Annotated in this window: 23 protein-coding genes; 13 read left to right on the top strand and 10 right to left on the bottom strand. The window is 41.6% G+C overall.

Going from position 1 to position 25,431, the window contains the following annotated elements; translation table 11 throughout:
• Positions 1 to 120: 120 nt before the first annotated feature.
• From ABJF11_RS00755 to ABJF11_RS00745, 3 genes are read left to right on the top strand one after another with little or no spacing between them, the layout of a single operon-like run.
• Positions 121 to 1,617 carry a YHYH protein gene (locus ABJF11_RS00755; protein ID WP_348117219.1) on the top strand — a complete coding sequence of 499 codons (1,497 nt, stop codon included), beginning with the start codon at positions 121 to 123 and terminating at the stop codon, positions 1,615 to 1,617.
• 3 nt (positions 1,618 to 1,620) lie between these two features.
• A complete protein-coding gene (locus ABJF11_RS00750) occupies positions 1,621 to 2,244 on the top strand; it encodes a toxin-antitoxin system YwqK family antitoxin (protein WP_348117218.1) in 624 nt (207 codons plus the stop codon).
• A complete protein-coding gene (locus tag ABJF11_RS00745) occupies positions 2,234 to 3,001 on the top strand; it encodes an SCO family protein (RefSeq protein ID WP_348117217.1) in 768 nt (255 codons plus the stop codon). The genes ABJF11_RS00750 and ABJF11_RS00745 overlap by 11 nt, the downstream gene beginning before the upstream one ends.
• A gap of 88 nt (positions 3,002 to 3,089) precedes the next feature.
• Here ABJF11_RS00745 and ABJF11_RS00740 read toward each other — a convergent pair whose 3' ends face one another.
• Together ABJF11_RS00740 and ABJF11_RS00735 are read right to left on the bottom strand one after the other, a co-directional pair.
• Complete coding sequence (locus ABJF11_RS00740; RefSeq protein ID WP_348117215.1) at positions 3,090 to 4,160, bottom strand: M42 family metallopeptidase; 1,071 nt, start codon at positions 4,158 to 4,160, stop codon at positions 3,090 to 3,092.
• Positions 4,161 to 4,251: 91 nt separating this feature from the next.
• Entirely contained in the window at positions 4,252 to 5,808 is a 1,557-nt protein-coding gene (locus ABJF11_RS00735; RefSeq protein ID WP_348117213.1) for an acyl-CoA carboxylase subunit beta, read from the bottom strand.
• A 120-nt stretch (positions 5,809 to 5,928) separates the two neighbouring features.
• Here ABJF11_RS00735 and ABJF11_RS00730 point away from each other — a divergent pair, with 120 nt between their 5' ends.
• Together ABJF11_RS00730 and ABJF11_RS00725 are read left to right on the top strand one after the other, a co-directional pair.
• Positions 5,929 to 6,843, top strand: coding sequence for an exopolyphosphatase (locus tag ABJF11_RS00730; protein WP_348117211.1), 915 nt, complete (start codon positions 5,929 to 5,931; stop codon positions 6,841 to 6,843).
• Between the two features lie 9 nt (positions 6,844 to 6,852).
• Complete coding sequence (locus tag ABJF11_RS00725; protein ID WP_348117210.1) at positions 6,853 to 7,920, top strand: Ldh family oxidoreductase; 1,068 nt, start codon at positions 6,853 to 6,855, stop codon at positions 7,918 to 7,920.
• On the opposite strand, the gene ABJF11_RS00720 is transcribed toward ABJF11_RS00725, so the two are convergent.
• A complete protein-coding gene (locus ABJF11_RS00720) occupies positions 7,917 to 8,465 on the bottom strand; it encodes a hypothetical protein (RefSeq protein WP_348117208.1) in 549 nt (182 codons plus the stop codon). The two genes, ABJF11_RS00725 and ABJF11_RS00720, sit on opposite strands and share 4 nt — an antisense overlap.
• A 35-nt stretch (positions 8,466 to 8,500) precedes the next feature.
• Entirely contained in the window at positions 8,501 to 8,902 is a 402-nt protein-coding gene (locus ABJF11_RS00715; protein WP_348117206.1) for a septum formation initiator family protein, read from the bottom strand.
• 321 nt (positions 8,903 to 9,223) lie between these two features.
• Here ABJF11_RS00715 and ABJF11_RS00710 point away from each other — a divergent pair, with 321 nt between their 5' ends.
• From ABJF11_RS00710 to ABJF11_RS00690, 5 genes are all read left to right on the top strand, one after another.
• The gene (locus ABJF11_RS00710) at positions 9,224 to 11,899 is read left to right on the top strand and encodes a TonB-dependent receptor (protein ID WP_348117204.1); all 2,676 of its coding nucleotides are present in this window, start codon (positions 9,224 to 9,226) and stop codon (positions 11,897 to 11,899) included.
• Between the two features lie 163 nt (positions 11,900 to 12,062).
• Positions 12,063 to 13,184, top strand: coding sequence for a DUF4249 family protein (locus ABJF11_RS00705; protein WP_348117202.1), 1,122 nt, complete (start codon positions 12,063 to 12,065; stop codon positions 13,182 to 13,184).
• Positions 13,181 to 14,281 (top strand): DUF4249 domain-containing protein, encoded by a 1,101-nt coding sequence (locus tag ABJF11_RS00700; protein WP_348117201.1) that lies wholly within the window; start codon positions 13,181 to 13,183, stop codon positions 14,279 to 14,281. The genes ABJF11_RS00705 and ABJF11_RS00700 overlap by 4 nt, the downstream gene beginning before the upstream one ends.
• Positions 14,263 to 15,369 (top strand): DUF4249 domain-containing protein, encoded by a 1,107-nt coding sequence (locus tag ABJF11_RS00695; protein ID WP_348117199.1) that lies wholly within the window; start codon positions 14,263 to 14,265, stop codon positions 15,367 to 15,369. Before ABJF11_RS00700 ends, ABJF11_RS00695 begins: the two co-directional genes overlap by 19 nt.
• A 13-nt stretch (positions 15,370 to 15,382) precedes the next feature.
• Positions 15,383 to 17,479, top strand: a complete 2,097-nt coding sequence (locus tag ABJF11_RS00690; RefSeq protein ID WP_348117198.1) for a hypothetical protein — start codon at positions 15,383 to 15,385, stop codon at positions 17,477 to 17,479.
• 23 nt (positions 17,480 to 17,502) lie between these two features.
• Here ABJF11_RS00690 and ABJF11_RS00685 read toward each other — a convergent pair whose 3' ends face one another.
• Positions 17,503 to 18,432 (bottom strand): hypothetical protein, encoded by a 930-nt coding sequence (locus ABJF11_RS00685; RefSeq protein WP_348117197.1) that lies wholly within the window; start codon positions 18,430 to 18,432, stop codon positions 17,503 to 17,505.
• Positions 18,429 to 19,409, bottom strand: a complete 981-nt coding sequence (locus tag ABJF11_RS00680; protein WP_348117195.1) for a VWA domain-containing protein — start codon at positions 19,407 to 19,409, stop codon at positions 18,429 to 18,431. Before ABJF11_RS00680 ends, ABJF11_RS00685 begins: the two co-directional genes overlap by 4 nt.
• 441 nt (positions 19,410 to 19,850) lie before the next feature.
• Between ABJF11_RS00680 and ABJF11_RS00675 the strand changes: the two genes are divergently transcribed.
• Both ABJF11_RS00675 and ABJF11_RS00670 read left to right on the top strand, forming a co-directional pair.
• Positions 19,851 to 20,396: a hypothetical protein gene (locus ABJF11_RS00675; RefSeq protein ID WP_348117193.1), complete on the top strand. Its 546-nt coding sequence runs from the start codon at positions 19,851 to 19,853 to the stop codon at positions 20,394 to 20,396.
• Between the two features lie 31 nt (positions 20,397 to 20,427).
• On the top strand, positions 20,428 to 20,964 hold the full coding sequence (locus tag ABJF11_RS00670) for a hypothetical protein (RefSeq protein WP_348117191.1): 537 nt from the start codon (positions 20,428 to 20,430) through the stop codon (positions 20,962 to 20,964).
• 26 nt (positions 20,965 to 20,990) lie between these two features.
• Here ABJF11_RS00670 and ABJF11_RS00665 read toward each other — a convergent pair whose 3' ends face one another.
• Complete coding sequence (locus ABJF11_RS00665; protein ID WP_348117189.1) at positions 20,991 to 22,064, bottom strand: hypothetical protein; 1,074 nt, start codon at positions 22,062 to 22,064, stop codon at positions 20,991 to 20,993.
• 187 nt (positions 22,065 to 22,251) lie between these two features.
• Positions 22,252 to 23,685, bottom strand: a complete 1,434-nt coding sequence (locus ABJF11_RS00660) for a hypothetical protein (protein WP_348117188.1) — start codon at positions 23,683 to 23,685, stop codon at positions 22,252 to 22,254.
• 129 nt (positions 23,686 to 23,814) lie between these two features.
• Between ABJF11_RS00660 and ABJF11_RS00655 the strand changes: the two genes are divergently transcribed.
• Positions 23,815 to 24,093, top strand: a complete 279-nt coding sequence (locus ABJF11_RS00655; RefSeq protein WP_348117187.1) for a GNAT family N-acetyltransferase — start codon at positions 23,815 to 23,817, stop codon at positions 24,091 to 24,093.
• A gap of 15 nt (positions 24,094 to 24,108) precedes the next feature.
• On the opposite strand, the gene ABJF11_RS00650 is transcribed toward ABJF11_RS00655, so the two are convergent.
• Together ABJF11_RS00650 and ABJF11_RS00645 are read right to left on the bottom strand one after the other, a co-directional pair.
• Positions 24,109 to 24,591, bottom strand: a complete 483-nt coding sequence (locus ABJF11_RS00650) for a GNAT family N-acetyltransferase (RefSeq protein WP_348117186.1) — start codon at positions 24,589 to 24,591, stop codon at positions 24,109 to 24,111.
• 87 nt (positions 24,592 to 24,678) lie between these two features.
• Positions 24,679 to 25,284, bottom strand: coding sequence for a hypothetical protein (locus tag ABJF11_RS00645; protein WP_348117185.1), 606 nt, complete (start codon positions 25,282 to 25,284; stop codon positions 24,679 to 24,681).
• Between the last annotated feature and the right edge of the window lie 147 nt (positions 25,285 to 25,431).

The following is a 25,431-nucleotide window of genomic DNA, read 5'->3' as shown; positions in this document are numbered from 1 at the left end:
TTACAAATGAATGTGAAGTGGTAACCTTTCCTTAGTTTTAACCAACGGCTTCAGAGCGAAGCCTCAGATAAAGCTGGCTGGATTAAAGCGAAAGAGACGCTTACAGAAAAATTACAGATTATGAAAAGAAACAAAACATTACTCAAATTGACTACCGTATTGCTTATTACACTTGGTTTGACACAGTGTGACTCTGACGAAGACACCGGTGGCACTACAGGGGGGGATGATACCAGCATTTTCGTAGAAGTATTGGCCACCCAGCAAGGCACAGAAGACGGTGATGCCGTCATTTTCACTATCAACCTAATCGATGACAGTGGTGATGCTGTAACTAATGAGACGGGTAGTGCCGTATCTGCCGACGTGACCTTCTCAGGGACATCAGATGCAGATGATTTTGATACAGACTTTGTGTCCACCGTAAGCATTGACGATGGAGAATCCAGCACCACCATTGAGCTGGATGTCACTGACGATGATGAAATAGAAGAGGATGAAACGCTTATTATAACTCTGAGCGATCCTTCGGAAGGCACACTGGAGACTGCTTCAGCATCGGCAACGATCACGGACAACGACGAACTTGCAATTGATATTTCTACGGTGACTACCCAAAACGGAGCTGAAGGCGGTGATGACATCATTTTTACTATCTCGCTTTTGGATCCTGATGGAAATGACTACACCAACGATACTGGTGATGATATTACTGTAGATATTGAGTTCAGCGGTACCGCTACCTATTCCAAAGATATTTATGATGATATGGCCTCGAGTGTTTCTATTGCAGATGGAGCATCTAATACTACGCTTACTCTTTCCGTTCAGGAAGATGGCTTGGTAGAATCTACAGAAGATTTGGTTCTGACGTTGAGCAATCCTAGTGCGGGTTCATTGAAGGATGATGAAGCCACAGCTACGATTACCGATAATGACGAATCAGCGCCGGATATGAGCGTTTTATCAAGTAAATTTTACCATTCCGATGCCATTACCTTCTCCTTTAATGAGACGACGATCACCATCAATTCTGACGGTTTGCCAGATCACAAAAGCATGTACTACAATTCTGATGATGACCTGTATGAAGCGTATGATGAACCCGACAATGACGATTTTAAGAAAAATCCTGGAGAAATTGAATCTCAAGATTTGGTATTTGAAATACCAAGATATCCTGCGGAAGCTTCATCTCATGCAAGTACTCCCATGGGACCGATGGGTGTATCCGTCAATAGTGTGGTGCTTTTCAATCAAAATGCAGCTGGAGACGACGACATCTTTGAGGAACTAAACACTTTCGATCAGTATGAAGGCCACCCAGCCGGTGCTTTGTATCATTATCACATCGACCCGGTATGGCTCACGCAAAGTGAAGACAATGAGGACGCTGATCCCGAAAGATTTATTGGGTTTCTTCTCGACGGATTTCCTGTATATGGGCCAGAGGAAGATGGAATTGTACTCACCAACGACGACCTTGATGACTATCATGGACACAATGGAGCGACGGCCGATTTCCCTAATGGCGTCTATCACTATCATGTTACCGATGATTATCCTTGGATAAATGGAGACGGGTTCTATGGGACGTCAGGTACGGTCTCGCAGTAGTATATGAATAGAACATCAATTTTATTATTAATAATTCTATCAGCTTGTGATTGGTTTGATTCAGATCAATCGCAAGCTGATCTTGTTAAAGACATCCCGGAGCTAACTAAAAATACTCACGATAGCCTTTTTTCTAATACCACTGACGGTAGACTGCTCTATGATAGTGTAGTATTTTCTGGATATGTGATAGCTTATTACACTGATGGGTCTATCAGATCTAAGAAAGGCTATCTGGAAGGTAGGCAGGAGGGGGACGCCCTTATTTATTATTCTGACGGGGCATTACACAGTAGACGCCCTTACTTGAATGGAGCGAAGCACGGGGAGCATATGGGATATTACCCTGATGGACAAGTGAAATTTCAATACTATTTTGAAAATGGATTAAGTCAGGGAGTACATAGAGCCTGGTTTAAAAATGGTGAGCCGAGAAAAGAGATGAATTATAAGGACGGCTTTGAATTTGGTACGCAAAAAGTGTGGAGACCCGATGGTAAGTTACGATCCAACTATGTGATCAGAGAAAATGGCCGACGATATGGGATGCTTGGATTGAAGCGTTGTAGCAAGATTGACAGTGATTCCGGAAATATTGATCCATACACAGGCGAGAATGAAAGGTAAATCCAACGTGAAAATCATGCAATTAGTTTTCATCCGGCTCAAAGATTTTTCCAACTGGTCCAATGATACGATTAATATTATTCAAGACATGAAAAGAAAAACCAGCAATAATTTACTTGTCTTGGCAAGCCTGTTGATTTTGGTCAATTGCCAGCAGAAGCCAAAAGAAAGAATGAATCCTGAGATCGGGCTTCCCTTTTATAGTGAGGTGACCTATACTCCTGAATGGCTCGACGAAGACGATGAAAACTATGCCGATATTCATCAAATAGCTGACTTTAGTTTTGTCAATCAAATGGGCCAGACGGTGGATAATGGGACTTTTAACGGTAAAATTTATGTAGCCAATTTCTTTTTTACCATGTGTCCAGGCGTATGCCCAAAAATGGAAAAGAATCTCTCCCTAGTACAAGAAACTTTTGCGGGCGATGATGAGATAGGCATAATTTCACATACTGTGATGCCTTGGGCAGACTCGGTACAAACTCTGCACGCATATGCCCAACGAAATGATATAGACGCTGAGAAATGGCATCTGGTGACCGGCGATAAGAAGGATATCTACAATCTAGCCCGAAACTCCTATTTTGCGGATGAAGGATTTGGAAAGACCGTGACTGCCGATGAGGACTTCTTACACACAGAGAAAGTAATTCTGATTGATAAAAAAAGACGAATCCGCGGTGTATATAATGGAACCCTTCCCTTGGAAATGAAGAGAATGATTGAAGACATACACACCTTAAAAAAGGAATAATTTACTCCTGCATTAATTTAATTCTTATAGCCTTTTCAGGTGTTGGACTCTACATTCTGTGATGCACCCTCATCCCGAATAAAGAATTCTACTTTATATATTTATAATCGTGACCCTCCTTGAGCTGTAGCAGGTACTGATAGATCAGCTCTATTACATGATTGATATCGTCATAATGAGCTGTTTCTACTGTAGTATGCATATACTTCAATGGTAGCGAAATCAATGCAGAGGCCACACCTTCATTGGAATAGGCAAAAGCATCAGTGTCAGTCCCTGTGGCACGTGAAGTGGCGGCTCTTTGATAAGGAATTTTGTTTTTTTCAGCTGTTTTTATGATATCAGCTAGTAGGTTGTTTTGCACAGCAGGCCCAAAAGTGAGTACCGGCCCTTTTCCAGCTTTTTGGTCACCACTTATTTTTTTGTCGTACATCGGCGAGTGTGTGTCATGGCATACATCGGTCACAACCGCCACATTGGGTTTAATTCGGGCAGCCATCATCTCGGCTCCGCGTAAGCCAATCTCCTCCTGCACAGCATTCACGATATAGAGTCCAAATGGAAGCTCCGTTTTGCTTTCTTTCAGCTTTCTTGCCACCTCAGCAATCATAAAGCCCCCAACGCGATTGTCAAGTGCACGACCACATACAAATTTCTTATTGAGGTCCATTAGCTCGTCATCAAATGTGATCACACATCCAACTTTGACCCCTAACTTCTCTACTTCCTTCTTCGACTCACAGCCCACATCTATAAAGATGTTGTCAATGGCCGGAGCCTTTTCATTGCTATCCTTGCGTACATGAATAGCAGGCCAGCCAAAAATTCCCTTTACGATTCCGTTTTCAGTAAAAATATTGACTCGTTTTGATGGAGCAATTTGATGATCAGATCCGCCATTTCGAATGACATAGATGTACCCATCGTCTGAGATATAGTTCACAAACCAGGAGATTTCGTCAGCGTGAGCTTCTATCACCACTTTGTACTTAGCCTTTGGATTGATAATCGCAGCCACCGAGCCGTAGGTGTCGGTAATGTAATCATCTGTATATGGCTTGACATAATCAAGCCATATCTTTTGTCCGGAAGATTCAAATCCGGTAGGAGAGGCATTGTTTAGATATTGGTATAGAAACTTTTCGCTTTTTTTGTTCATGTTTGATCGATGACTAATCGGTTAGTGAATTTCAATTCTACAGCTTGTTGGGTGCAAGATTCAAAACATTAAATTAGATGGAAATGTAGAATTACAATGGGATATTACCATGCTTTTTTCGTGGCATATAGCCTACTTTATTCTCAAGCATATTAAAAGCTCCTATAAGTTTCGCTCTTGTATTGTGAGGTAGAATAACTTCGTCTACAAAACCACGTGCCGCCGCAATATACGGGTTGGCAAATTTCTCGGTGTATTCCAGCACCTTTTCGTCCAGTTTTGCCTGAGGGTCATCTGCGGCCTTTATTTCACCCTTGAAGATTATTTCGGCGGCACCTTTAGCACCCATTACGGCAATTTCGGCTGTAGGCCACGCATAATTCATGTCTGCCCCGATATGTTTTGAATTCATTACATCATATGCTCCACCATAAGCCTTTCTTGTGATTACCGTGATTCTCGGTACGGTCGCCTCACTAAATGCGTAGAGCAATTTTGCACCATTCATGATGATGGCATTCCATTCCTGGTCGGTGCCCGGCAGGAAGCCAGGCACATCTTCCAATACTAACAGTGGAATATTGAAGCAGTCACAAAATCTTACAAATCGAGCTCCCTTCACACTGGCATCATTATCAAGGACTCCAGCTAAGCTCGCTGGCTGATTCGCTACGATGCCAATACTACGTCCACCTAGTCTGGCGAATCCTACTACAATATTTTCCGCGAAGTTTTTATGCACTTCGAAAAAGTCTCCGCCGTCTACTATGTTTTCTATGACCTCCTTAATATCATAAGGTTGGTTGGGATTGGTAGGGATGATTTCATCCAATTGCTTTCTGATTTCATCACCGCTGTCATACGGTAACATCGCTGGAGATTCTTCACAATTTTGAGGGATGAAGCTTAATAGTCGTTTGATATTTTTGATACATTCCACCTCATTAGCACAAGAGAAATGAGTTACACCACTTTTTGTGCTATGTGTGCTGGCTCCACCAAGCTCCTCCGCAGTGACATCTTCCTGAGTTACCGTTTTGACCACATTAGGGCCCGTCACAAACATGTACGAGGTGTTTTCCACCATCATAATAAAATCGGTAATCGCCGGAGAGTATACTGCGCCGCCAGCACATGGACCCATGATAGCCGACAGCTGTGGTATCACGCCAGAAGCAAGAGTATTTTTGTAAAAAATATCTGCATAGCCACCCAATGACACTACTCCTTCTTGAATTCTCGCTCCTCCCGAATCGTTGAGCCCAATGATAGGCGCCCCATTCTGCATGGCCAGATCCATGATTTTAACAATTTTTTCTGCGTACGTTTCAGACAATGATCCTCCAAATACGGTAAAGTCCTGACTGAAGACATACGTCAAACGGCCGTTGACCTGTCCATATCCTGTCACAACACCATCCCCCAAAATTTTTTGCTTGTCTAGCCCGAAGTCAGTAGCTCGATGAGTCACAAATTTGCCAATCTCCTGAAATGTACCCTCATCTATCAATAGCTCGATTCGTTCTCTGGCCGTCAGTTTGCCTTTTTTATGCTGCGACTCGATTCTTTTTTCTCCACCACCTAATAGTGCTTCTTTGTTGAGTTTTTCGAGGTGTTGAATTTTTTCTTCGGAGGATTTTAGGTTCATCTTGACACGGGTTATTATTTTGGCTCAAATATAGGGACTTGCAGAAATATCCGGCACGTTTTTTTGATCAAGTTCAATTGTCATTTTTATTCATAAATTAGCGGAATTTTTAAAATCAATATGAGAGTAGGTATAATAGACATTGGGACGAATACATTTCACCTGCTAATCGCCGACCGTGCCAGAGATATGAAGATCCTTCATAAAGAAAAGGTCGCCGTACGATTAGGCAAAGGAGGTATTAGCAACAATACTATTTTGCCGGATGCCATGAACAGAGCTGTATCTACGCTGATGGACTTCAAGAGCAAGCTCCAAAGTGAGGTAGTAGATGAAGTCATTGTAACCGCTACCAGCGCAGTGAGAAATGCAGACAATCAAGCTGAGTTTATTGAACTGATCAAAGATAAAGTGGAACTGGATATTCGTGTCTTGTCAGGCGAAGAAGAGGCTGGTCTTATCCATCAAGGGGTTAGTCAGTTCATCGATTTTGAGGATGGCACAGGCTTGATTATGGATATAGGCGGAGGAAGTATAGAATTTATCATTGCTGATAAAGCAGAAGTCAAATGGCTGAAAAGTTATGAACTGGGCGGCCAGCGTTTGATAGATCTGTTTCATCATACAGATCCTATTTCAGCAGACGAAAGATCCAATCTTGCTTCTTTTTTGAAAGAGAATCTGCACGAGGTATTTGAAAAATGCAAGCAACATAATGCAGGGTATTTAATTGGTTCGTCCGGTTCATTCGATACGCTATGGGACATTCATGCTCGTCGTCCGGGTGTGCTACCCATGCAAAAGCCAGTGCTGTACAAAGAATACTTCGACGCCATTCATGAGCAACTCCTAAATAACACCAGAGAAGAAAGACTGGCCATGGCTGGAATGATACCGATGCGCGTGGATATGATAGTTTCTGCCTCAGTGGCTATACAAGTGATCATGGATAATTGTCATTTCAATCAAATCAAAGTATCACCTTATGCTCTAAAAGAAGGGCTTTTATACCACGGTTTGCCAAAAAGAAAATAAATTCGCGACATGCATAGCTATCAGAAATTATTTGAGTTTGCGAAGAAGGTTTTTATGTCCATAGGACATACTGAAAAAATGGCGGATACTGCGGCCACTGTATTGGTGAGTGCAGATATGCGCGGAGTGGATTCACATGGAATAGCCAGACTCAAAGGCTATGTAAGACTTTGGGAGGCAAAAAGAATCAATGCCAAACCTATTTTTCAAATCGAACATGAAACTCCTTCTACAGCTGTACTCAATGCAGATGAATCACTCGGACTGATTTCTGGCCCAGAAGCAATGAAAATTGCCATGATCAAAGCTAAGAGCGTGGGTACAGGATGGGTATCAGTAAAAAACTCTAATCACTACGGAATAGCAGGATACCATGCCATGATGGCTCTGGATCAGGACATGATTGGTATTTCTATGACCAACGCCAGCCCACTTGTAGCCCCTACTTTTTCAAAAGAACGACTGCTAGGTACAAATCCAATAGCAGTTGCTATTCCTGCCGGAAAGCAACCTCCGTTTGTGGCAGATATGGCCACCACTACAGCGGCCAATGGTAAGCTGGAAATACTGCAGCGAAAAAATGAAGATGCTCCACTAGGCTGGGTACAGGATCAGGAAGGCAGCCCCACCACCAATGCCAACGGAGTAAAAGATGGCGGAGCACTCTTGCCTTTGGGTGGCGATAGAGTGCACGCTTCACATAAAGGCTATATCCTGGGATCGATAGTTGACATCTTTTCAGCCGTCTTATCAGGAGCCAATTATGGACCCTGGGTGCCTCCATTCGTCAGCTTTATCGACCCGGTTTCAGATCCGGTAGGTGAAGGACTTGGGCACTTTTTTGGAGCTATGCGAATAGATGCCTTTAGGAAAAAAGAAGATTTTAAGGAGCATATGGATATCTGGATTAATCGATTCCGATCCTCTACACCGGTAGATGCGAAAAATCCTGTGCAGATTCCGGGTGACTACGAACGCAAGATGGAGGCTATTAGATCGAAGGATGGGATACCTCTACTCGACCCTGTCGTACAGGATCTCAACGAGCTGGCCGAAAAATTTGAGCTTAGTTTCTAAAACCCAAGGCCAATATTGGCGCCTATCACCCAAGGACTGGCATATAGATTTTCAACAGGGTCTATAGAATGCAAAACATTGTATAAAGCATATAGGCTCATAAATCCTTTACCACCGATGGATTGATTGACCCCGCCGCCAAATAGCAGTGCATCGAGATTAGTTTTGAAATCATCTTGCCAGATGGTATAGATATCGTATCTGGCCATCAAAAAGAAGGGTTCGTATACGGTGTACTGAGTGAAAAAATTCCAACCTAAACCCTTTCTCGTAAACTCAATAAAGCCGTCATCATAGTCTTGATAGATATAGTTCACGGCGACTCCTGAATTCAGTCGTTCTGTAAATCTATAGCCCGCCATCACGCTCAGGTTTACATAAGTCTGATTGGAAGAGAAGCTTATTCCACCAATACCACCACCAACATAAACCTTATCAAGCCATGCCGGCCGATCTCCTCCAAGTGGATTATATTCTGATTGAGCGTAGGTGAGTGGTCCAATTAGGACACAAAGGAGTAATAGGAAAAATGAATTTTTTGTCATTTGCCGAAAGTTTAATCAACGAAGTTTGATCTATGCTATTCTTCAACAACAACGAACAAATCTTCCCCATCTTTTTTCATGTAATACTTCTCACGAGCAAATCTCTCCAAAAGTTCCATATCTGAAGTTAAGGCTTCGCGATCTGCATTTACTTCTTCTATTTTTTGTAGATAGTACGTTTCCTGGCTTTCCAATTCCCTTACTTTTTGACGAAGCTGATATTGAGAATAGAGGTCATTGGTATCGAAAAAGAGCATCCACACCAAAAAAGCTAGGCCAGCAATGAAGTAGAAATTTTTTGTGATATGAAGAGATTTCTTGAGCATGCCTGATTTAATATCATGTAAAATAAAAAATGATAGTTCCAAATGCCAAATAAATGGATCAAACAATGATAAATATTTTGGAGCTAAGCCGATCAAAGCAGCTTTATACAAACTATGAAATGTGCAATTGTCGGCTATCGACATTTGCCCAAGTTACAGCGAGGGTTGTTTGATTAGCCTTGACAACACTATAATTTTGAATAGCACCTTATACAAACAATGTTTCAACATATATTGTTTGTAACAATCTGGAAGGAATTTTCTTCTTTTTCGGAAGAGTAAAGGCGCCAAAGGTCATAAGTATATGCCTTCAATGTACGAATGTAACCGCTAAAATCAGCTATTGCGAATATTCATAAAATGTCGGCCAGATTACAATCATTCTGTTTAACCTTGCTCGTTTTTTTACCACAACTTAAGCCAACTGCTTTCATGAGATCAATTAAGTTAGGATTATTTTTTTGTGCCTTTCTCATATCTTCAATTGGGTATGGACAAGGGTCAGTTCAACTGCAAAAATCCTATTTGGGATTAGATCTTGCTGTCGCGGTTGACTCCATTCAAAAGAAATACAACTTCAAAGCCTATTACAATCCGGAATGGTTCGATGGGAAAAAAGTAACCAAATCGGCTGCCGGGTTAACAATTGAAGAATTTTTTAACAGGAATGTAGAAGAGCAGGGACTCAAATCTGTAGAGTATCACGGTACAATTATTTTTCTTGCCAACAACCCTGAGCTTTATCAGGTCGAAAATAGTGCAGATCAAGATCTGATAATTATTGGAGATAAAAGCTCTAAGCTAAATGAGGTGGTGAGCGTGTCAGGGACTATTACCGATGGAGCTAATGATGATCCACTCATCGGTGCCCGGGTTTACATCAGCTCGCTCAATATCGGTACGATTACGGACTTCAATGGAAACTATAGCCTCAGAGTACCTGTTGGGAAATATACCTTGGAGTATAGCTCGATCAGTTACGAGGAAAAATCTGTTGAAGTTTTTATTAAATCTGCTGGTGTACTAGATGTGAATCTTTTTTCCGGCTCGTTACAATTGGACGAATTGGTCATCACCGCTGAAGGCCAAGACGCAAACGTACAGCAGCGAGTTTCAGGTTTGGAAAATATGAACATTGAAACGATAAAGCAGCTACCTACCTTTATGGGAGAAGTTGATCCGGTGAAAAGTTTGACAACTATGCCCGGTATCTCGACGACAGGTGAGCTTTCGTCAGGTTTCAATGTACGTGGTGGAGAGACCGGTCAGAATCTGATCCTGCAAGACGGAGCTATTATATATAACCCTACGCACTTGTTTGGATTCTATAGTGCATTTAATTCAGATATGGTCAGTGATGTCAATCTATACAAGGGTGGTGGACCAGCCAACTTTGGCGGCAGGATATCTTCTGTACTGGATATCAAACTCCGACATGGAGACGATGAAAACTATAAAGTTTCTGGAGGGGTGGGACTAGTATCCAGTAGATTGACTGCAGAAGGCCCGATCCTCAAAAACAAAGCATCATTCCTAATAGGTGGTAGAACTTCATATACCAACTGGCTACTTCACTCGCTCAACAATATTGACCTCAATAGTAGTGCAGCAGCATTTTATGATATGAATGCGAAGCTCTTGTATCGTATCAGTGACAAGGACTACGTGACAGGATCATTCTATATCAGTCACGATGATTTCAACCTATCCGGTGATTCGCAGTACGACTGGGGTACTACCAACTTTAGTCTTGAATGGAATCACGTCTACGGTGAAAAAACGCTATCTACGCTTACACTTACAAGTAGTGACTATGAGGTACAAACCTCGACGTCAGAGAATGAGCAGGAAGCATTCGAATTTGACAATGGCATAAAAAACGTCTCGGCCAAGTTTGAATTTTTGTACAAGATGCATACGAAAAATTCGATAACAGCAGGTGTGGAGTTTAATAAAACAGAGTCTGAGCCTGGAGATTTGAAACCACTCGGGGAGTTTTCGATTATAGAAAATGTAAATATTTTTAATCAGCATGGTAATGAATTTGCAGTGTTTCTACAAGATGATTGGGATCTGGGAGCAAGACTAGCCTTGTCCGGAGGTATCCGATATTCTATGTTTAGAAGAGTGGGAGCAGATAAAGTATACACTTTCGAACAAGGGGCTGATGTACTCAGAAAGCCAGAAGTTTTAGACTCTACCTTCTACGACAGTGGGGATTTGATTCAATCGTTTAGCGGGCTGGAGCCAAGGTTCTCGCTGAGATACTTGTTGACATCTAACTCATCCGTGAAAATGAGTTACTACCGTACGTATCAATATATGCATTTGATCTCTAATACTGTTTCAGCAACTCCGCAAGATTATTATATAGCAAGTGGACCCAATCTGGAACCACAATATGCAGACCAGTATTCGGTAGGCTACTTCAAAAACATACGCGAAAACCTGTATCAATTTTCTGGCGAGTTCTATTATAAAAATATATACAACACCATCGATTTTATTGAAGGAGCGGAGATTCTGGGCAACGAAGAACTTGAGGGTAGTTTGATTCAGGGGAAAGGCGTAGCCTATGGATTGGAACTTCAGGTAAAAAAGAACGATGGGCGACTCAACGGTTGGATCTCCTATACCTATTCACGAAGTCTAAGAAGATATCAAAGCCAGTTTGACTACCAGACCGTCAATGGTGGAGATTACTACAGCTCCAACAACGACAAGCCTCATGACTTGTCACTTGTATTGAACTATAAGCTGGGTGCAAGACTCGTACTGTCTGCCAACTTCAGCTATAGTACTGGTAGACCCATTACCGTTCCAATATCTAAGTTTAGTTATGACAAAACTTTGGCCGCACTGCGTTATTCAGAAAGAAACGCCTACAGAATACCAGACTACCACAGATTGGATCTGTCTTTGACACTGAAGCAAGGGCTACGAAAGGATCGTTTGCTTAGAGGCGAATGGGTCTTCTCTGTATTCAATGTATACGGTAGAAAAAATGCCTATTCAGTCTATTTTATCGACTCAGGACAAGCCAGAAAACTCTCCATCCTGGGATCTATCTTCCCGTCTATCTCATATAATTTCAAGCTGGCAAAATGAGACAATTTCCGCTTGTACCAGGGGAATGCCTGCTGCCAATCGCATCGGGCTGTATCGAGTCATTTGATTTCGATACCGCAGTAGCGGAGTGTCAAGCTATGATGATTGATCTTAATATAAATTTTTCAATAACAACGAATACAGAACCTAAATGGTGGAAAGAATGATGAATAGAGGAGGAGTCATATTTAGTATCTTGGTATTACTAGGGTTGGTATTAATCAACGCTTGTGTTGAGAATTTTAAGTTTGAAACAAAAAGCGAGGCATCTGTACTAGTGATCGAAAGTTTTATTTCCGATCAATCTTATAATGACCTCCTCACGCAGCCGCTTGACCCAAGATATTTTCAGGTAAAGCTTAGTTCTACGAGCCGAGTGACTAACATACTGGATCAGGCAGTGACTGATGCGGAGGTGTCATTGATCGATGAGAGCAATGAGCACTGGGATTATTCCGAGGACGAGGACGGCATATATAGATTATATTTTGAAACTTTTAGAGCAGAGACCGACAAACAATATAAGTTGAGAATTGTCTTGTCAGACGGCAAAGTATACGAATCAACCTATGAAGGACTACCTGCAGATGTCTCCAGTGGAGGTATTGTGTTAGAAGAGAAGACAATCAGAGACTACCGTGTAGTAAGTGGCGAATCCAGAATTGTGGATGTGGATGGGCTGGCAATAAAGCTAAAGACAGCTCGAAATAACACAGATCAGGAACTAATTTACAATCGCTGGGATTTCGAAACTACCTATGGTTTCGTGGCCAGACTATTACCTACTCAAACCGACCCAAACTACAAATGTTGGGTTACAGAAGAACTGTATTACAATGATTTTGTGATCGCAAAGGAGACTCTGGGAGATGCTGAGCATGAAATGTTCTTTTTTGATAGTAAAGATGAAAACTTGCATGAAGGATTTTCGGTCCTGATCAGGCATCAGATGATGAATGAGCTGAATTATCAGTTTTGGGAAGATTTGGACAATCAAAAAAAGCAGGCAGATGTATTCGCACCCCCGCCATACAACCTGATCTCCAACCTTAGCGCTGTGGATCATGATGGAGAGGTATATGGCTACTTTGGTGTAGTGAGGGAGAAGTACTATCGTTGGACCTTTTCTCCGGATATGCTTTCCTATCCTGTGGTATACCCTGAAGATTTAAAAAACTCATGCAATATTCCTCGACCACCATTTTCCTGCTACGATTGTAGATATGTGAATCTGGTTTCAAGATCGAGGGTAACTAATAATAAACCAATATGGTGGGATAAATGATAAAAAATAATCCATTCATATTGTCGATTACATGGGTTGTTTTCACCCTATTTGCTTCATGCATTGAGCAATTCAGTTTCAATAGTGATAGCGAGCAGGATGTATTGGTTGTGGACGGATTTGTATCTAATGTTTCTTTCAATGATATCGCTGATAAAAGATATTTCGATATAAGATTGCTGACGACTGGGAAGGTTATTAATAGCAGAGATGAGCCGGTGATTAATGCTGATATTCAAATTAGTAATGATTTGTCGGAATATTGGGATTACACGGAAGTGGAACCCGGCCTCTATCGCTTGTATTACGATGATTTTAAAGCTGAATCTGGCAGGACCTATCAATTACACATTGAGTTGGCCAATGGCGAAACATATGAGTCTGATCCGGGCGAACTGCCGGTGGATCATATTGAATCAGAGTTAATATGGGAAGAAACGACCTGGCCGGAATATAGAATAGTGGCTGGTGAGCCAAAAATCAGAGAGGCGCGAGGCTTGCTTTTTAAAGCGGATATGCCGGAATTTGAAAGTAATTCATTGGTTTACAATAGGTGGGATTTTTTAACAACTTATACTTTTACTGCCCTCAGGGCACCAGAAGATGATCCTAACAGGGTTTGTTGGATACATGACCAATTCTTTGTAAATGAGGTGGTAATTAATAGGGAAAGTAAAGGAGGAACAGTTCATAATCTTTTCTACTTTAACATAGACACAAGACTAGTAAAAGGAGGCATTTCGATCTTGGCGAGACAACAATCGATGACAGAGGTTAATTATCAGTTTTGGTTGGATCTAAAGAATCAGGAAAATCAGGCTGATTTGTTTGCCCCTCCACCATACAACCTCGTAAGCAATTTAAAACCAGTAGGCCATGACGGAGATGTTTTGGGATATTTTGGTGTAGTTCGTGAGAGTTTTAATAGATGGGTTTTTGACCCTTCGGAGTTAAGTTATTTTGGGTTGAAACCAGGTGTATCAACGGATCCTGAATGTCGTTTTCCGTCACCGGAATGCTTGAATTGCTGGGAAGGGCCTTTTCCTCCAAAATCTGTTGTTACTAATATTCAACCAGTATGGTGGTTAGGATGGTAAGGATATTGACCATAGCTTTGTTAGCCCTGACGGCTTGTGTTGAAATTTTCGAATTCAACACAAGTTCGGAAGACCGAGCAGTAATTATCGAAGGTGTCTTCACCGATGTGTCGGCCCAGGAGTATCTAAATGACTTTGATGAGTTTCGTTGGTTTAAGGTGGAATTGAACTGGGCTAGTACGGTTTCGAATATCCGGGACGAACCGATATCAGGCGCGGAAATAGAACTGGCTTCAGATGCCAACGAATTTTGGGATTATACAGAGGGCGAACCGGGTGTGTACCAATTATTCTATCCTGATCTCAAAGCCATGCCTGGGGTACAATATAGATTGATAGTGAGACTCCCTGATGGGAATGTGATAGAGTCTGCCCTGGAGCAACTTCCAGAAGAAAGTCAAGAAGGCACTATATCATTCAAAGAGAAAGACGAACCACAGTACGTAGTGGAAGCCGAAGAAACAGTAATAAAAGCAGTAGACGGAGTAGAGGTCAATATTGAAATGCCACATACTAATCCCAATGCTACGTCCTATTATCGATGGGACTTTTATACCACATGGCTTTTAAAGGCCGCTAGAATTCCGGCAAGCAGCCCTGTAGGTATTTGTTGGGTATCAGAGCAGTATTATCTGGATGAGTATCGATTGTTAGAAGTATCGCAGGATCAATCTGTAAGTGACCTTTTCTTTTTGCCCATAGAGGGCAACTTGCAAGTGGAAAATGGCTTTTCTGTTAGAGTCAGACAGTTGTCGATCTCCACAGACTATTTTCAGTTTTGGAAAGATCTTGAAAATCAACAACGGCAATCAGAATTGTTTGCCCCGCCACCGTACAATTTGCCAACTAATCTGACCATCACCGACGAAGACATTGATGTGTATGGCTATTTTGGGGTGGGGAAAGAAACCAACTATACCTGGTACATGAACTTGAGAGATTTGTCCTACGTACCAAAATTTAGTGCTCAATGTTTTCTGCCATACGCCCTTGATCGCCCGGCCTATTGCAGCAATTGTCTAAACTATGAGTCAATAAAATTTGGAGATAAGATTACCAATATTCAACCCAACTGGTGGAGACCATAAAATTATCTGAAAAATGAAATTTACGCTAACAACATTCGTATTTGCTTTTATTCTGACACTGTCGTCTAAGGCTCAGGACCATCAATATATCACCACCAACAAAGTAAACTATGTGGTAGGACATCAAGTCCTATTTGATGTTTTTAGATTTGATCAAACAGGGGTTTCTAAGGAAGAAGAAGAAGAGGTGTTGATAGCCATGGACCTGGTAGCCCCGACCGGAGATATTGTACAAACCAAAAGCTTCATAAAATCAGAGGAGGGATGTTATTTCTTTTCGCTGTCCGATTCTTTGGAGACTGGAATCTACCGACTAGTGGCCAACAGTGCGGGGGCTTTCCAAGCGATTAAACGGGTTCATGTGTTTGGATTGGAGTTGGAAGAGCAATTGCCACGTAGTGCCAAGCAAATAGATCATATAATAGAAGGAGGTACGCTAGGGTTGAATATGTCGGCCAAAGTCGCAGTGAGAGTTACAGACTCCAATGGTGCCGGTCTGTTAACGAAAGGCACGCTAGTGAATAGTGTAGATTCATTGGTGACCTATATTGATACGGATGCTAACGGTCTTGCTTCCTTTGATTTCACTCCGTCAGATTCCTTGTACAAAGTGCGTTTTGGGACGCAAACGTTGGAATTGGCAATAAGCAACCAACCAATAACTACCCAGCTGGAAAGAAAGGACGGACAGATGAATTTCAAAATCGGAAATACCACTGGTAGTCCGGCAGTAATATCGATTGCTATTGATGGCAATAAATCAGTGGAATTTGCTATGGAAGCTCAAATGGACAGTACAATACAGATCGCTACCTCTGCACTTACCTATGGCCTGCACAAGGTAGATTTGACCCTGGGAGCAGCATTGAGATCCTATTACACATTTGTAAAGCCCAACGATACTCCGGACATCAATCTTCAGAAAATGGAGTTGGCTGCTAATGAGCAGAGTGAGTTTGCCATAGAAGATGCTGAAGATGCCATAGACAGAGTCAGCGTGACTATCATCGACGATCTGGATTATGTAGAGCTCAATTTTTATGAGGAGTATTATCTGGATCAACTTGATTTAGACCTGCAAGTAGTTGGAAACCGAGATCTTGATGCCTATGTATTATTTTACGCAAATACAGAAGAAAAAGTCAATCAAGAACGAATGGACGCTGTCAAAACAGGAGGAGTGTTGAGTTACAAATTTGAATACCCCTTTGATGAAGTATCTATGCTGAATCTATCCACCATGAAGGCGGTAGATATGAGAAGTGAAAATATTCGTGGAATTCATGATTTTGAGAAGTCTGTGGGAGAAAAATCTCAAATTTATCCTTATCACTTTACGACTTATCTGCAACCCATCAAGCCTGCTGATTTCAGAGAGAAAGTGTTGTATAGCTATCCTGCATTGAAATCAATCATCACTATTGGAGAACGCGAAGTGAACTTGATCAAAGCTTACGACTTGCAGAAGAACATTCTACTTTCCTATCAGACCAACGAAAAGGAAGACCAAAAGCTACCTGCTCCTGACTACGTCTACAATTTGACCGACTATGATGTGCCCAATACCATGATCGATATGATCAACTATGTAGTCAAATTTGTTTCTGTCCTGAAAAACAATGACGGGACTGCTGAGCTATCTATGTATCGATACATGAGTACGTATAAGTACAGAGGGAATCCATTGATCTTTCTCAATGACCTTCCGATTTATGATGCCAGAACGATACTCAATCTAAACCCTAAGGATTTTGAGCGAGTGGAAGTGCGAAACTCTTACCAGTCCAATGGTCATCTTGGTAACTTTAGCCTCAACGGATCGGTTTCTTTCTTTTTGAAAGAAGGCGTGGATAATCCACTAGAAGACGCCTATTCTGACCTGCCCATAATCGAATCTTGTACCAACTTCAACAAGAAATCTACAGGAAGTGAATATGCGCCAGACTTTAGACATCAACTTTATTGGAATTCAGATCTTAGAAAGACCAAGGATTCGTTTTGGGTAGACATGAAGTCTTCTGATTTGAATACAACTTATAAAATACAAGTCACTGCTTTTATGAAAGACGGAACCGTCGTTCAGGAAAAATCAACATTGGCTGTGAAGTAAAAACATTCAAACAAACCTGACTGCTACCAGTCAGGTTTGTCACTATCTTTTCTTTTGGTAGGCTTTCTTCGATTCTGCTGAATGTATTGAATCTCACTATTTTTTAGTGCCTCTAATATCATCTTGGCTTTCTCCTCAGAGATATTCATTTCTTGCATTTTATCTGACGGACTAGGCTGTGGAGCCTCTTTTTTGTCTTTCTCTTCCCCTTCCTCACCTTCTTCGCCTTCCTGTGGTTTGGGTTGCTCTTCTTCTTTACCCTCTTTGCCTTCGTCGTTTTGTTGCTGCTCTTCTTCCTTTTGCTCGTCTGACTGCTCTTCTTCCTGCTGATCTTTATTCTGTTGCTCCTGATCTTGCTGATCCTGACCTTCCTGATCCTGGTTTTGTTGATCCTGCTGGTCCTGATCCTGTTGCTCTTGATCCTGCTGGTCTTGGTCCTGCTGATCCTTGTTTTCTTGATCTTGCTCTTGGTCTTGATCCTTATTCTGATCTTGATTGTCTTGATTTTGATCCTGCTGCTCCTTCAGTTTCTTTTTCACCAGCTCATAGTTGTAGCGAGCATCCTGGTTGCCAGGGTCAGACTTTATGGATTCTTTGAAATAAGATAGGGCCTTTTGGAGAGTTTTCGGGTCATTGGATAGGGCACCTAGTTGCTGGTAGGCAATTGATTTTAAGCTCTCGTCCTTAGACAAAACTAGTTTTTGATATTGTGCTTGGGCCAAATCTTTTTTGTCCAATTGATAATAAGCGTGACCTAGATTCATAACTACACGTTCGTCATCTATAAGCAACGAATCAATGAGATATGAATACTGAGCGGCAGCCTCTTCATAGTTGCCAGCCTGGAAGGCCGCTGCGGCATTTTTCTTTAGTGTATTCACACGTGATATGTCATTGGCACTAGCCGAAAAACACACCATGAAAAATAGCAGTATAGTATATTTAATTCTCATATATTAACCGTTCTCACTTTGATAGCAGCATCAAAAAATATTAGTAGTAGTGCCAAGGCCAGGAAGTAATAGTATTTATTAGCTGACACATCCATAGTTTTAGTATCCCTCAGCTCGCCTTCAATATCTCCAATCGTATTAATAAGTTTTTCTACGTCATTCTGAGTACCATTGATTTCAAAATATTTACCGCTAGTTGCAGTAGCCAGCTTTTTGAGCGATACAGAGTTCAACCGTGAAACTACATCCTGGCCATTCCGATCTTTTTTGAACCCACTTTGCATTCCTCTCTGGATGAGTATTTTGCTTCCTTTTGCTGTGCCTATACCAAGTGTGAAGAGTTTTATGCCCTCATCTTCGATCTTCTTCGCAATTCCGGCTGTGTTTTCACCAAAATCTTCACCGTCGCTGATCAGGATAATAATTTTTGATTTTTGACGAGTGACTATCTCCTGGTCACCTTTGATTTTTTCTAGAGCCATTTCCAGCGGAGGGCCAAAATCTGTCCCCGTATTTGGAACCAAATTCGTATTCAAAGTTTCGATAAATAGATTCAACGCACTCTTATCATAAGTGAGTGGACATTGAACATAAGCCTCATTCGAAAACATGATTAAGCCGATTCTGTCAGAAGAGAAGGCATCTACAATTTGCTTCAGTTCGAATTTTATTTTTTCAAGCCGAGTTGGAGCGATATCAAAGGAATTCATTGATTCGGATAGGTCTATCGCCACGAATATGTCCTTTCCAATGGATTTAATCTCTTTAGTAGACTCACCGAAAGACGGGCCTAGCAGCGCAACAATAAATAGAGCGAAATACCCAGCTCTGAGCGCGATCTTATAAAAGACCCTGCGAAAGCCTGTGCCCAGAGAACGCGCCGCACGGGCGGTTCTGAATATATATAGAACATAAAAAAAGGCAAATAGAATAATAAAGAACCATTCCAGATTGCCAATCTCACCACTCCAAACCATAGAATATCAGATTCAAATCAAACAAATATACGCATCCTCAGCTCCGGCTAAAAGTGGATTATTCTGATTTAACATTTTTTAGCATTTGGACTGAATCCAACGCTTAACTAATCAATCAAGAAATGAGTTACCATAGGGTATAGGCTGCAGAATAGTGCTAGTGAGATAGTATGGAGCCAGGTTTAACTTTGAATTGAAAGTTGATTGTTTCAATTAGCAATATTTGAAAACTTATGGATTAGATAGAGATTACACTCGCCGCCGTCCTATTACTATTTAGCTTTGTAATCATTTACCGGAAAGGTTTCCTGTAATTTGTCGAGCTACACTAGTTGATCAATGTTTTGAAACGATGCACTTTTGTAAACCAAAGTCCACCGGATATAAGATATCAATACAACTCCCCTTGACTATGGAGGTAAAATTCGATAATTTAGATAAATGAATAAAATATATAAATATTGTATTTATCTGCTGTTTGTCTCCCTGTACGCAAGTAGCACATTTGCTCAGTCTGCACTCACCGAATTGCCTTTTGGGATAATCATCGGAAAAACGACAAACGAAGAGATAGAGGATCGAGGAACATGCATTCGAAAAGTGGAGGAAAATGAAGGCAATGTCCGATGCGAGCAGTATGATATAGCTGGAAATTTCTCTGTATTATCCAGTCAAAATGAAGTGGTAAACAAGGTACTGTTCGATGGAGCGATTGGCAACCAACTACCGAGAAAATGGCAAGAATTAGGACTTGCCTTTGGCAGCCAAAATAGCCCGGGTACGCTGGAGATAGATTTCAGAAACATTATCAAGGCAAATGAGGCAGCATACATCAATACCGCCGTAATCACCGCCGGAAACGAGGAAGACGGTATCCGATTCAAGTTTGAAATAGGAGGCCTTAGGTACGAGGCCACAGTCATTACCAACAAAGCCAAACCAAACCAATTAGGGCTACGGAGTATTACAATTACTGAAGCTTATTAGAAAATTATTTAGATTTTAATAACTTCAAGGCATGAATAAAAATGCTGTTTGGATATTTCTCATTTTACTCTACTCTGGTGGGAAAGCGCAATCTCAAAATCTTACTTTGGATCAAACGATGGACTACTTGCAGACCAAAGTAGGGCAGTTTGGTACGTTTGACAAAATCACTAAAGGTAATCATGAGCTCAGTGAGTTGACTTTCTGGGCAGACACCTCCAAAACCTGCTATGTGAGAATGACCGAAGTGGTGAGCTTCAAACCTGTTGGCAAAACTAAATTTCAAGACGTGCAGACCTGGGAATACGAAGTGGATCTTCATCACCTGGATCGAGAATCCATGGATGTCTATGGCTCAGACGGTTTTGTCAATCCTGTTACACTTACCTGGAGATGCAAAAAATCAGCATCGAACATTCGACGTTATAACCTTTCCGGAAAATCAGGATTTGACTTCAAGAAAACATTTAAATTCCGAGCGAATGTTAAAGATGTAGATCGAATCAGCAAGGCTTTTGCCCATGCCATTAAACTATGTGAGGAAATGGATGTCGATCCATTTGATTGATATTACCACAACTAATTGGTCGTTTATCAAGTATTCATCCAGCGCCAAAATCTTTGCATCATATTGCCAGATTTCTGCTCCTCTTTCTGTTTCTTTTTAACGGCTGCTTTCTTAGGTTTCTTTTTCTGACTGACAGGTTTTGCCAACGGGGTCGCTATTTTTTTGTAGTGTTTCTCTTTAGCCTTCTTCTTCCGTTTTTCTTCCTGCTCTAATCTTTTTTTCTCCTCCCACTCCTTCTTCCTTCTAGCCGCCTCGACCGGATTGTAGTCTTTTTCATATTTCTTGCCCTTGTAGTTTTTCGGTTTTCTTTTACGATCTCTTCTAGGTCCGGTAGTAGTTATTATCTCATCAGGATTATGAGGCTTCTTCACCTCTTCCTTAGGCTCTTCGCTTGTGTCGCTTGGAGCTTTTGGTTCCGGCAGCTCGATTTTGCCTTTGACCTTGAGTCCAGGCAGTACCACTTTTGGCGGCTTGATCACCTCAATCGAATCATCGTATGCTGCACGCTCGACATCAGATTCTATATCCGGATCGATTTCTATCGGAGTCTTTGATTCCTTTTTGGGTTGGCTTTCTTCAGCCTGAGGTTCTACATCAGAGGTCTCCTCTGTAGCTGATTTTTTTTCAATTTCCTTTATTTCGTCTGTAACTCCGGGCGGGGGTATCTGATCATCAAGTTCGTGAGGAAGCGCAATCTCAGCAAATGACTCTGAGATGTGAGGAGTAAAGACTGAAGTTTCTTCTTTCTCGTCCTCTTCTTCTATCGAGTCTTGCTCTTCGGTGGAGACCTGCTCCTGGATACTATCTTCTTTCAATTCAGGGATTTCGGATGGCTCGACAGTTTCTTCTTCTACATCCACTACGGGTTCTTGTTCGACTTCAACCTCCGCCGTAGGAAGTTCGATTTCCCGAACGGGCTCAACAACCTCAACAGGCTCTTCCACCAGTGTCGCCTGAAAATGCTCCAGTATCAGTTCGATTTGATCCTCCGTCAGTTTGGTGTTAGTACCACTGGCTAACGTGATAGATTGCGACTCAAGGTACGACGTTAATTTTGATGGGGTAATGCTAATTTTTCTTGCTAAAGTTCCTAGCCTCATTCTTGTAATCATTCTTAATAGAATACAAATATAATTGTACCCGGAGATTCTTAGATACCAAAACGGTTAAACCGTAGTTTTTTATAACACGAACGGTTATTTATATGTTCTGTTTGCGGTAATAGCCTGAAAAGTATACTTTTTTTATTAGTACTCCAATGTAGTCGTCAAATTCAAAGCCTTGAATCTAGTACTCTATCACTACTGCTATAGCAAGAAAGATTGCAGAAATGGCCATTAGCCAGCCAAATAATGGCAATATGAAACGCAACCAATCTCGATAGGGAATCCCTGCTATACCGAGCATAGCCATCAGTATCCCCGAGGTAGGGATGATCGAATTGGCAAACCCGTCTCCACAGGTAAATGCAAAAATGGCTGTGTTTCTCGTGATACCCAGCAAATCGGCTAATGGCACCATGATAGGAATGGTAGTCGCCGCCTGTCCTGAGCCAGAAGGGATGAAAAAATTGAGTACTGTTTGGAAAACAAGCATCCCCTCTGCTGCGATAATTTTTGGTAGGTACTGCAAAGTGCCAGAAGCATAGTAAATAATAGAATCCATGATTTGCCCTTCGACCAGTGCGACCTGAATGCCTTTCGCAAACCCAACCACTAATGCTCCGACCAGCATTTCTTCCATGCCTAATATGAAAGCCTTAGTGGCCTCATTTAGAGATAACTTGCCAAGTAGGGCTGCCATCATACCGATCAACAAAAACCCAGCACCCATTTCGGCCATCCACCAGCCCTGGGTCTGTACTGCCCATAAAATACCAACGAAGATGATTGCGCTGACCGCCACTATTCTAAGGTGACGGGCATTCAACTCAAACTGTGCGAGATTCTCATCCTCTTTATACACATTGTCTGGAGCTAGCAATGAATTGGAAAAATCCTCTTTGAGTTTTTTGCCATATCTCAGCATGTAGAGGATGGCAACGATCAGAATGACTATATAGAACAACAGTCTGAATCCAAGCCCACTGCCAAGGGGTACTTCAGCTATGCCCTGCGCTATTTGTACGTTGAATGGATTAGTAGTGGCTGAGGCAAATCCAATTTCCGCAGATACAAAAACCAGAGCCAGTCCATACAATTTGTCGTAGCCCAGCTTATGGGATACATACAAAAAAACAGGGACCAGTGGGATAAATTCCTCACCCATGCCCAAGGTAGAGCCCGCAGCAGAAATGCAAAGCATAAGCACGATGGTCAGTGCCGTTCCAGAATTACTGAATTTGTTGATAAGTGCCTGAATAACCGCAGTGATGGTGCCCGTACGTTTTACCATGCCAAACGCTCCGCCTATTATAAAAATGAAAAATATGATATCAGCACTTTCCTCAAGGCCTTTTGGAATGGCTCGCAAAAACCCAAAAATACTTACCGGTGTGGATTTCCCTTCGACTTCCTCCCCGACAAAAAAACCTTTGATAGAGTAGTGCTTAGGAATCTGCTTAAAAGAATCAGGAACCACCACCGTCCGTGTCAAATGCCCCACTTGTACCTCCTTGCGATCGTACATGCCAGATGGAATCAGATAACTCATCACGGAGGCCACCAATATGATAATAGTAAGTAGGGCAAAGACATGAGGAATTTTTATGGAACTGAGCATATTGTTGTTTTATTGGAGCACCAAATTACACGGAAATTATGAATTCGAAAATTACGATTCTGCTTAATCATTTTTTTAATGAAGTCAATTGTTTGATCAGATAGTTTTCTATTCGTTATCTTTAATCTTATGGAAATCGAACAATTCAATCGAGACACAAAAGGCTTTTTTAGAGCGACGGATGACGGTACAGAAGCCGGCCGGATGACTTATTCTTGGGCTGGAGAGGATCGGATCATTATTGACCATACCGAGGTGCAGACTGCCTTCAATGGAAAGGGAGTAGGCAAGAAGATGGTACATGCTGCAGTAGATTTTGCCAGAGAGAAAAAGATCAGTATCATTCCCTTATGTCCGTTTGCTAAAAGCGTTTTTGACAAGGAGGGAGAGCTCAGGGACGTTTTGTAAAACAGCTTTCAGAAATCAGAGCGGTTTGTACATGATATAGGTATCTACCAGACCAAGAGTTTGGTGCCGAAAGGCGTTAGGAGTAGTCCCAATTATATTAAAGCCATATTTTTCCCATAGTTTTATCGCCCCTTTGTTGGCGCTCACCACGATATTGAACTGTATGGCTAAAAATCCACTTTGCCTGGCAAATTCTATGGAATGCTCGCAGAGCTTTTTGCCTAATCCCTGGCCTTGAGCATCCGGGTGGATCATATAACTAGCATTGGCAATATGATTTCCGAGTCCGATTTGATTGGGTTTCATGATGTAAGTACCAAGAATTTTCTCATCCTGCTCTGCCACAAAAGTATTCATGTATTCGGCAAACCAATGTCTCTTTAAGTCCGCCTTAGGCGTATTAGGATCAAATACATAGGTGTCGCCCGTCTTGATGACCTCAGAGAATATTTTCCAGACTTGATCAATGTCCTTTTCTGTTGCTGGCCTAATCTGCATAGGGGTGAAGACTGATTTTGAAATTAAAATATATTCCTTTTTTCGATTATATCTTGCACTGAGTGTACCAATTATGAATCTCTTGCTCTAAGCTCTGGGTATAAAAAAACCTTTGATGCAGTCCATATTTCTTATACAAATCTGGATGTGTGTTTTCTTCTGAATAGCCGCACCAGGAAAGGCGGGCCCACCTTCTATAAAAACACCTCTTGTGGTATCAAATTCATTTAGTAATGATTTTGTGTCTCGATTGATCTCCTCCTTGATTTCTTGATGCATATATTCGATAACTGCACAGTCCAGCTCTCGAATTAGCAGATCCTTGTATTGATCAGCACTAACATCTTTGTTTTTGGGGAGCTCCTTGCCAATAATTTGCATGTCTTTTCTCATCAAATCATAATAGTAGGTGAGTATTTGAATGAATTCGCTATCAATAAGATCAAGACAATAATCTAGCGTACATATTACGCCAATGACAGATGCTTTTTTGATTTTGCCTTTTGCTTCCTTATCCAATGCCCATTGCAATGCCCTGTCATAGTTATTTTCCCAGAGATAAAAACCATGCCCCAGCCAATCAAATGGCTTCTCACTTATTTTGACTTTTTTAGGAAAATTGAGAAGTTGATGTGCAATAGATTCATCGCATCCATGAAATCCGATGATAAGGCTAGTTCTTGAACTATACAATTACTTTGATTCAATTAGGACTCGTTTCAAGTTAGGAAATGCTTTTGTGATTTTTCCATCTTTAGTAACGATACCAGCAGAGCTCAAAGATTTAAGCGCTAAGGCTTTCGTCCTTCTTTTCTTCTCTAGCTTTTGTGCTAGAGCCAA

Source organism: Reichenbachiella sp. (genome assembly GCF_039941815.1).
Taxonomy (GTDB): domain Bacteria; phylum Bacteroidota; class Bacteroidia; order Cytophagales; family Cyclobacteriaceae; genus Reichenbachiella.
The sequence above is the reverse complement of the archived record's forward strand: the minus strand, read 5'-3'. Positions and strand labels throughout refer to the sequence as shown.

Excerpts from the sequence above, each read along its gene's own strand:
- ABJF11_RS00755 (WP_348117219.1), top strand. The coding sequence starts at position 121 with ATGAAAAGAAACAAAACATTACTCAAATTGACTACCGTATTGCTTATT.
- ABJF11_RS00750 (WP_348117218.1), top strand. The coding sequence starts at position 1,621 with ATGAATAGAACATCAATTTTATTATTAATAATTCTATCAGCTTGTGAT.
- ABJF11_RS00745 (WP_348117217.1), top strand. The coding sequence starts at position 2,234 with ATGAAAGGTAAATCCAACGTGAAAATCATGCAATTAGTTTTCATCCGG.
- ABJF11_RS00740 (WP_348117215.1), bottom strand. The coding sequence starts at position 4,160 with ATGAACAAAAAAAGCGAAAAGTTTCTATACCAATATCTAAACAATGCC.
- ABJF11_RS00735 (WP_348117213.1), bottom strand. The coding sequence starts at position 5,808 with ATGAACCTAAAATCCTCCGAAGAAAAAATTCAACACCTCGAAAAACTC.
- ABJF11_RS00730 (WP_348117211.1), top strand. The coding sequence starts at position 5,929 with ATGAGAGTAGGTATAATAGACATTGGGACGAATACATTTCACCTGCTA.
- ABJF11_RS00725 (WP_348117210.1), top strand. The coding sequence starts at position 6,853 with ATGCATAGCTATCAGAAATTATTTGAGTTTGCGAAGAAGGTTTTTATG.
- ABJF11_RS00720 (WP_348117208.1), bottom strand. The coding sequence starts at position 8,465 with ATGACAAAAAATTCATTTTTCCTATTACTCCTTTGTGTCCTAATTGGA.
- ABJF11_RS00710 (WP_348117204.1), top strand. The coding sequence starts at position 9,224 with ATGAGATCAATTAAGTTAGGATTATTTTTTTGTGCCTTTCTCATATCT.
- ABJF11_RS00705 (WP_348117202.1), top strand. The coding sequence starts at position 12,063 with ATGATGAATAGAGGAGGAGTCATATTTAGTATCTTGGTATTACTAGGG.
- ABJF11_RS00700 (WP_348117201.1), top strand. The coding sequence starts at position 13,181 with ATGATAAAAAATAATCCATTCATATTGTCGATTACATGGGTTGTTTTC.
- ABJF11_RS00695 (WP_348117199.1), top strand. The coding sequence starts at position 14,263 with ATGGTGGTTAGGATGGTAAGGATATTGACCATAGCTTTGTTAGCCCTG.
- ABJF11_RS00690 (WP_348117198.1), top strand. The coding sequence starts at position 15,383 with ATGAAATTTACGCTAACAACATTCGTATTTGCTTTTATTCTGACACTG.
- ABJF11_RS00685 (WP_348117197.1), bottom strand. The coding sequence starts at position 18,432 with ATGAGAATTAAATATACTATACTGCTATTTTTCATGGTGTGTTTTTCG.
- ABJF11_RS00680 (WP_348117195.1), bottom strand. The coding sequence starts at position 19,409 with ATGGTTTGGAGTGGTGAGATTGGCAATCTGGAATGGTTCTTTATTATT.
- ABJF11_RS00675 (WP_348117193.1), top strand. The coding sequence starts at position 19,851 with ATGAATAAAATATATAAATATTGTATTTATCTGCTGTTTGTCTCCCTG.
- ABJF11_RS00670 (WP_348117191.1), top strand. The coding sequence starts at position 20,428 with ATGAATAAAAATGCTGTTTGGATATTTCTCATTTTACTCTACTCTGGT.
- ABJF11_RS00665 (WP_348117189.1), bottom strand. The coding sequence starts at position 22,064 with ATGAGGCTAGGAACTTTAGCAAGAAAAATTAGCATTACCCCATCAAAA.
- ABJF11_RS00660 (WP_348117188.1), bottom strand. The coding sequence starts at position 23,685 with ATGCTCAGTTCCATAAAAATTCCTCATGTCTTTGCCCTACTTACTATT.
- ABJF11_RS00655 (WP_348117187.1), top strand. The coding sequence starts at position 23,815 with ATGGAAATCGAACAATTCAATCGAGACACAAAAGGCTTTTTTAGAGCG.
- ABJF11_RS00650 (WP_348117186.1), bottom strand. The coding sequence starts at position 24,591 with ATGCAGATTAGGCCAGCAACAGAAAAGGACATTGATCAAGTCTGGAAA.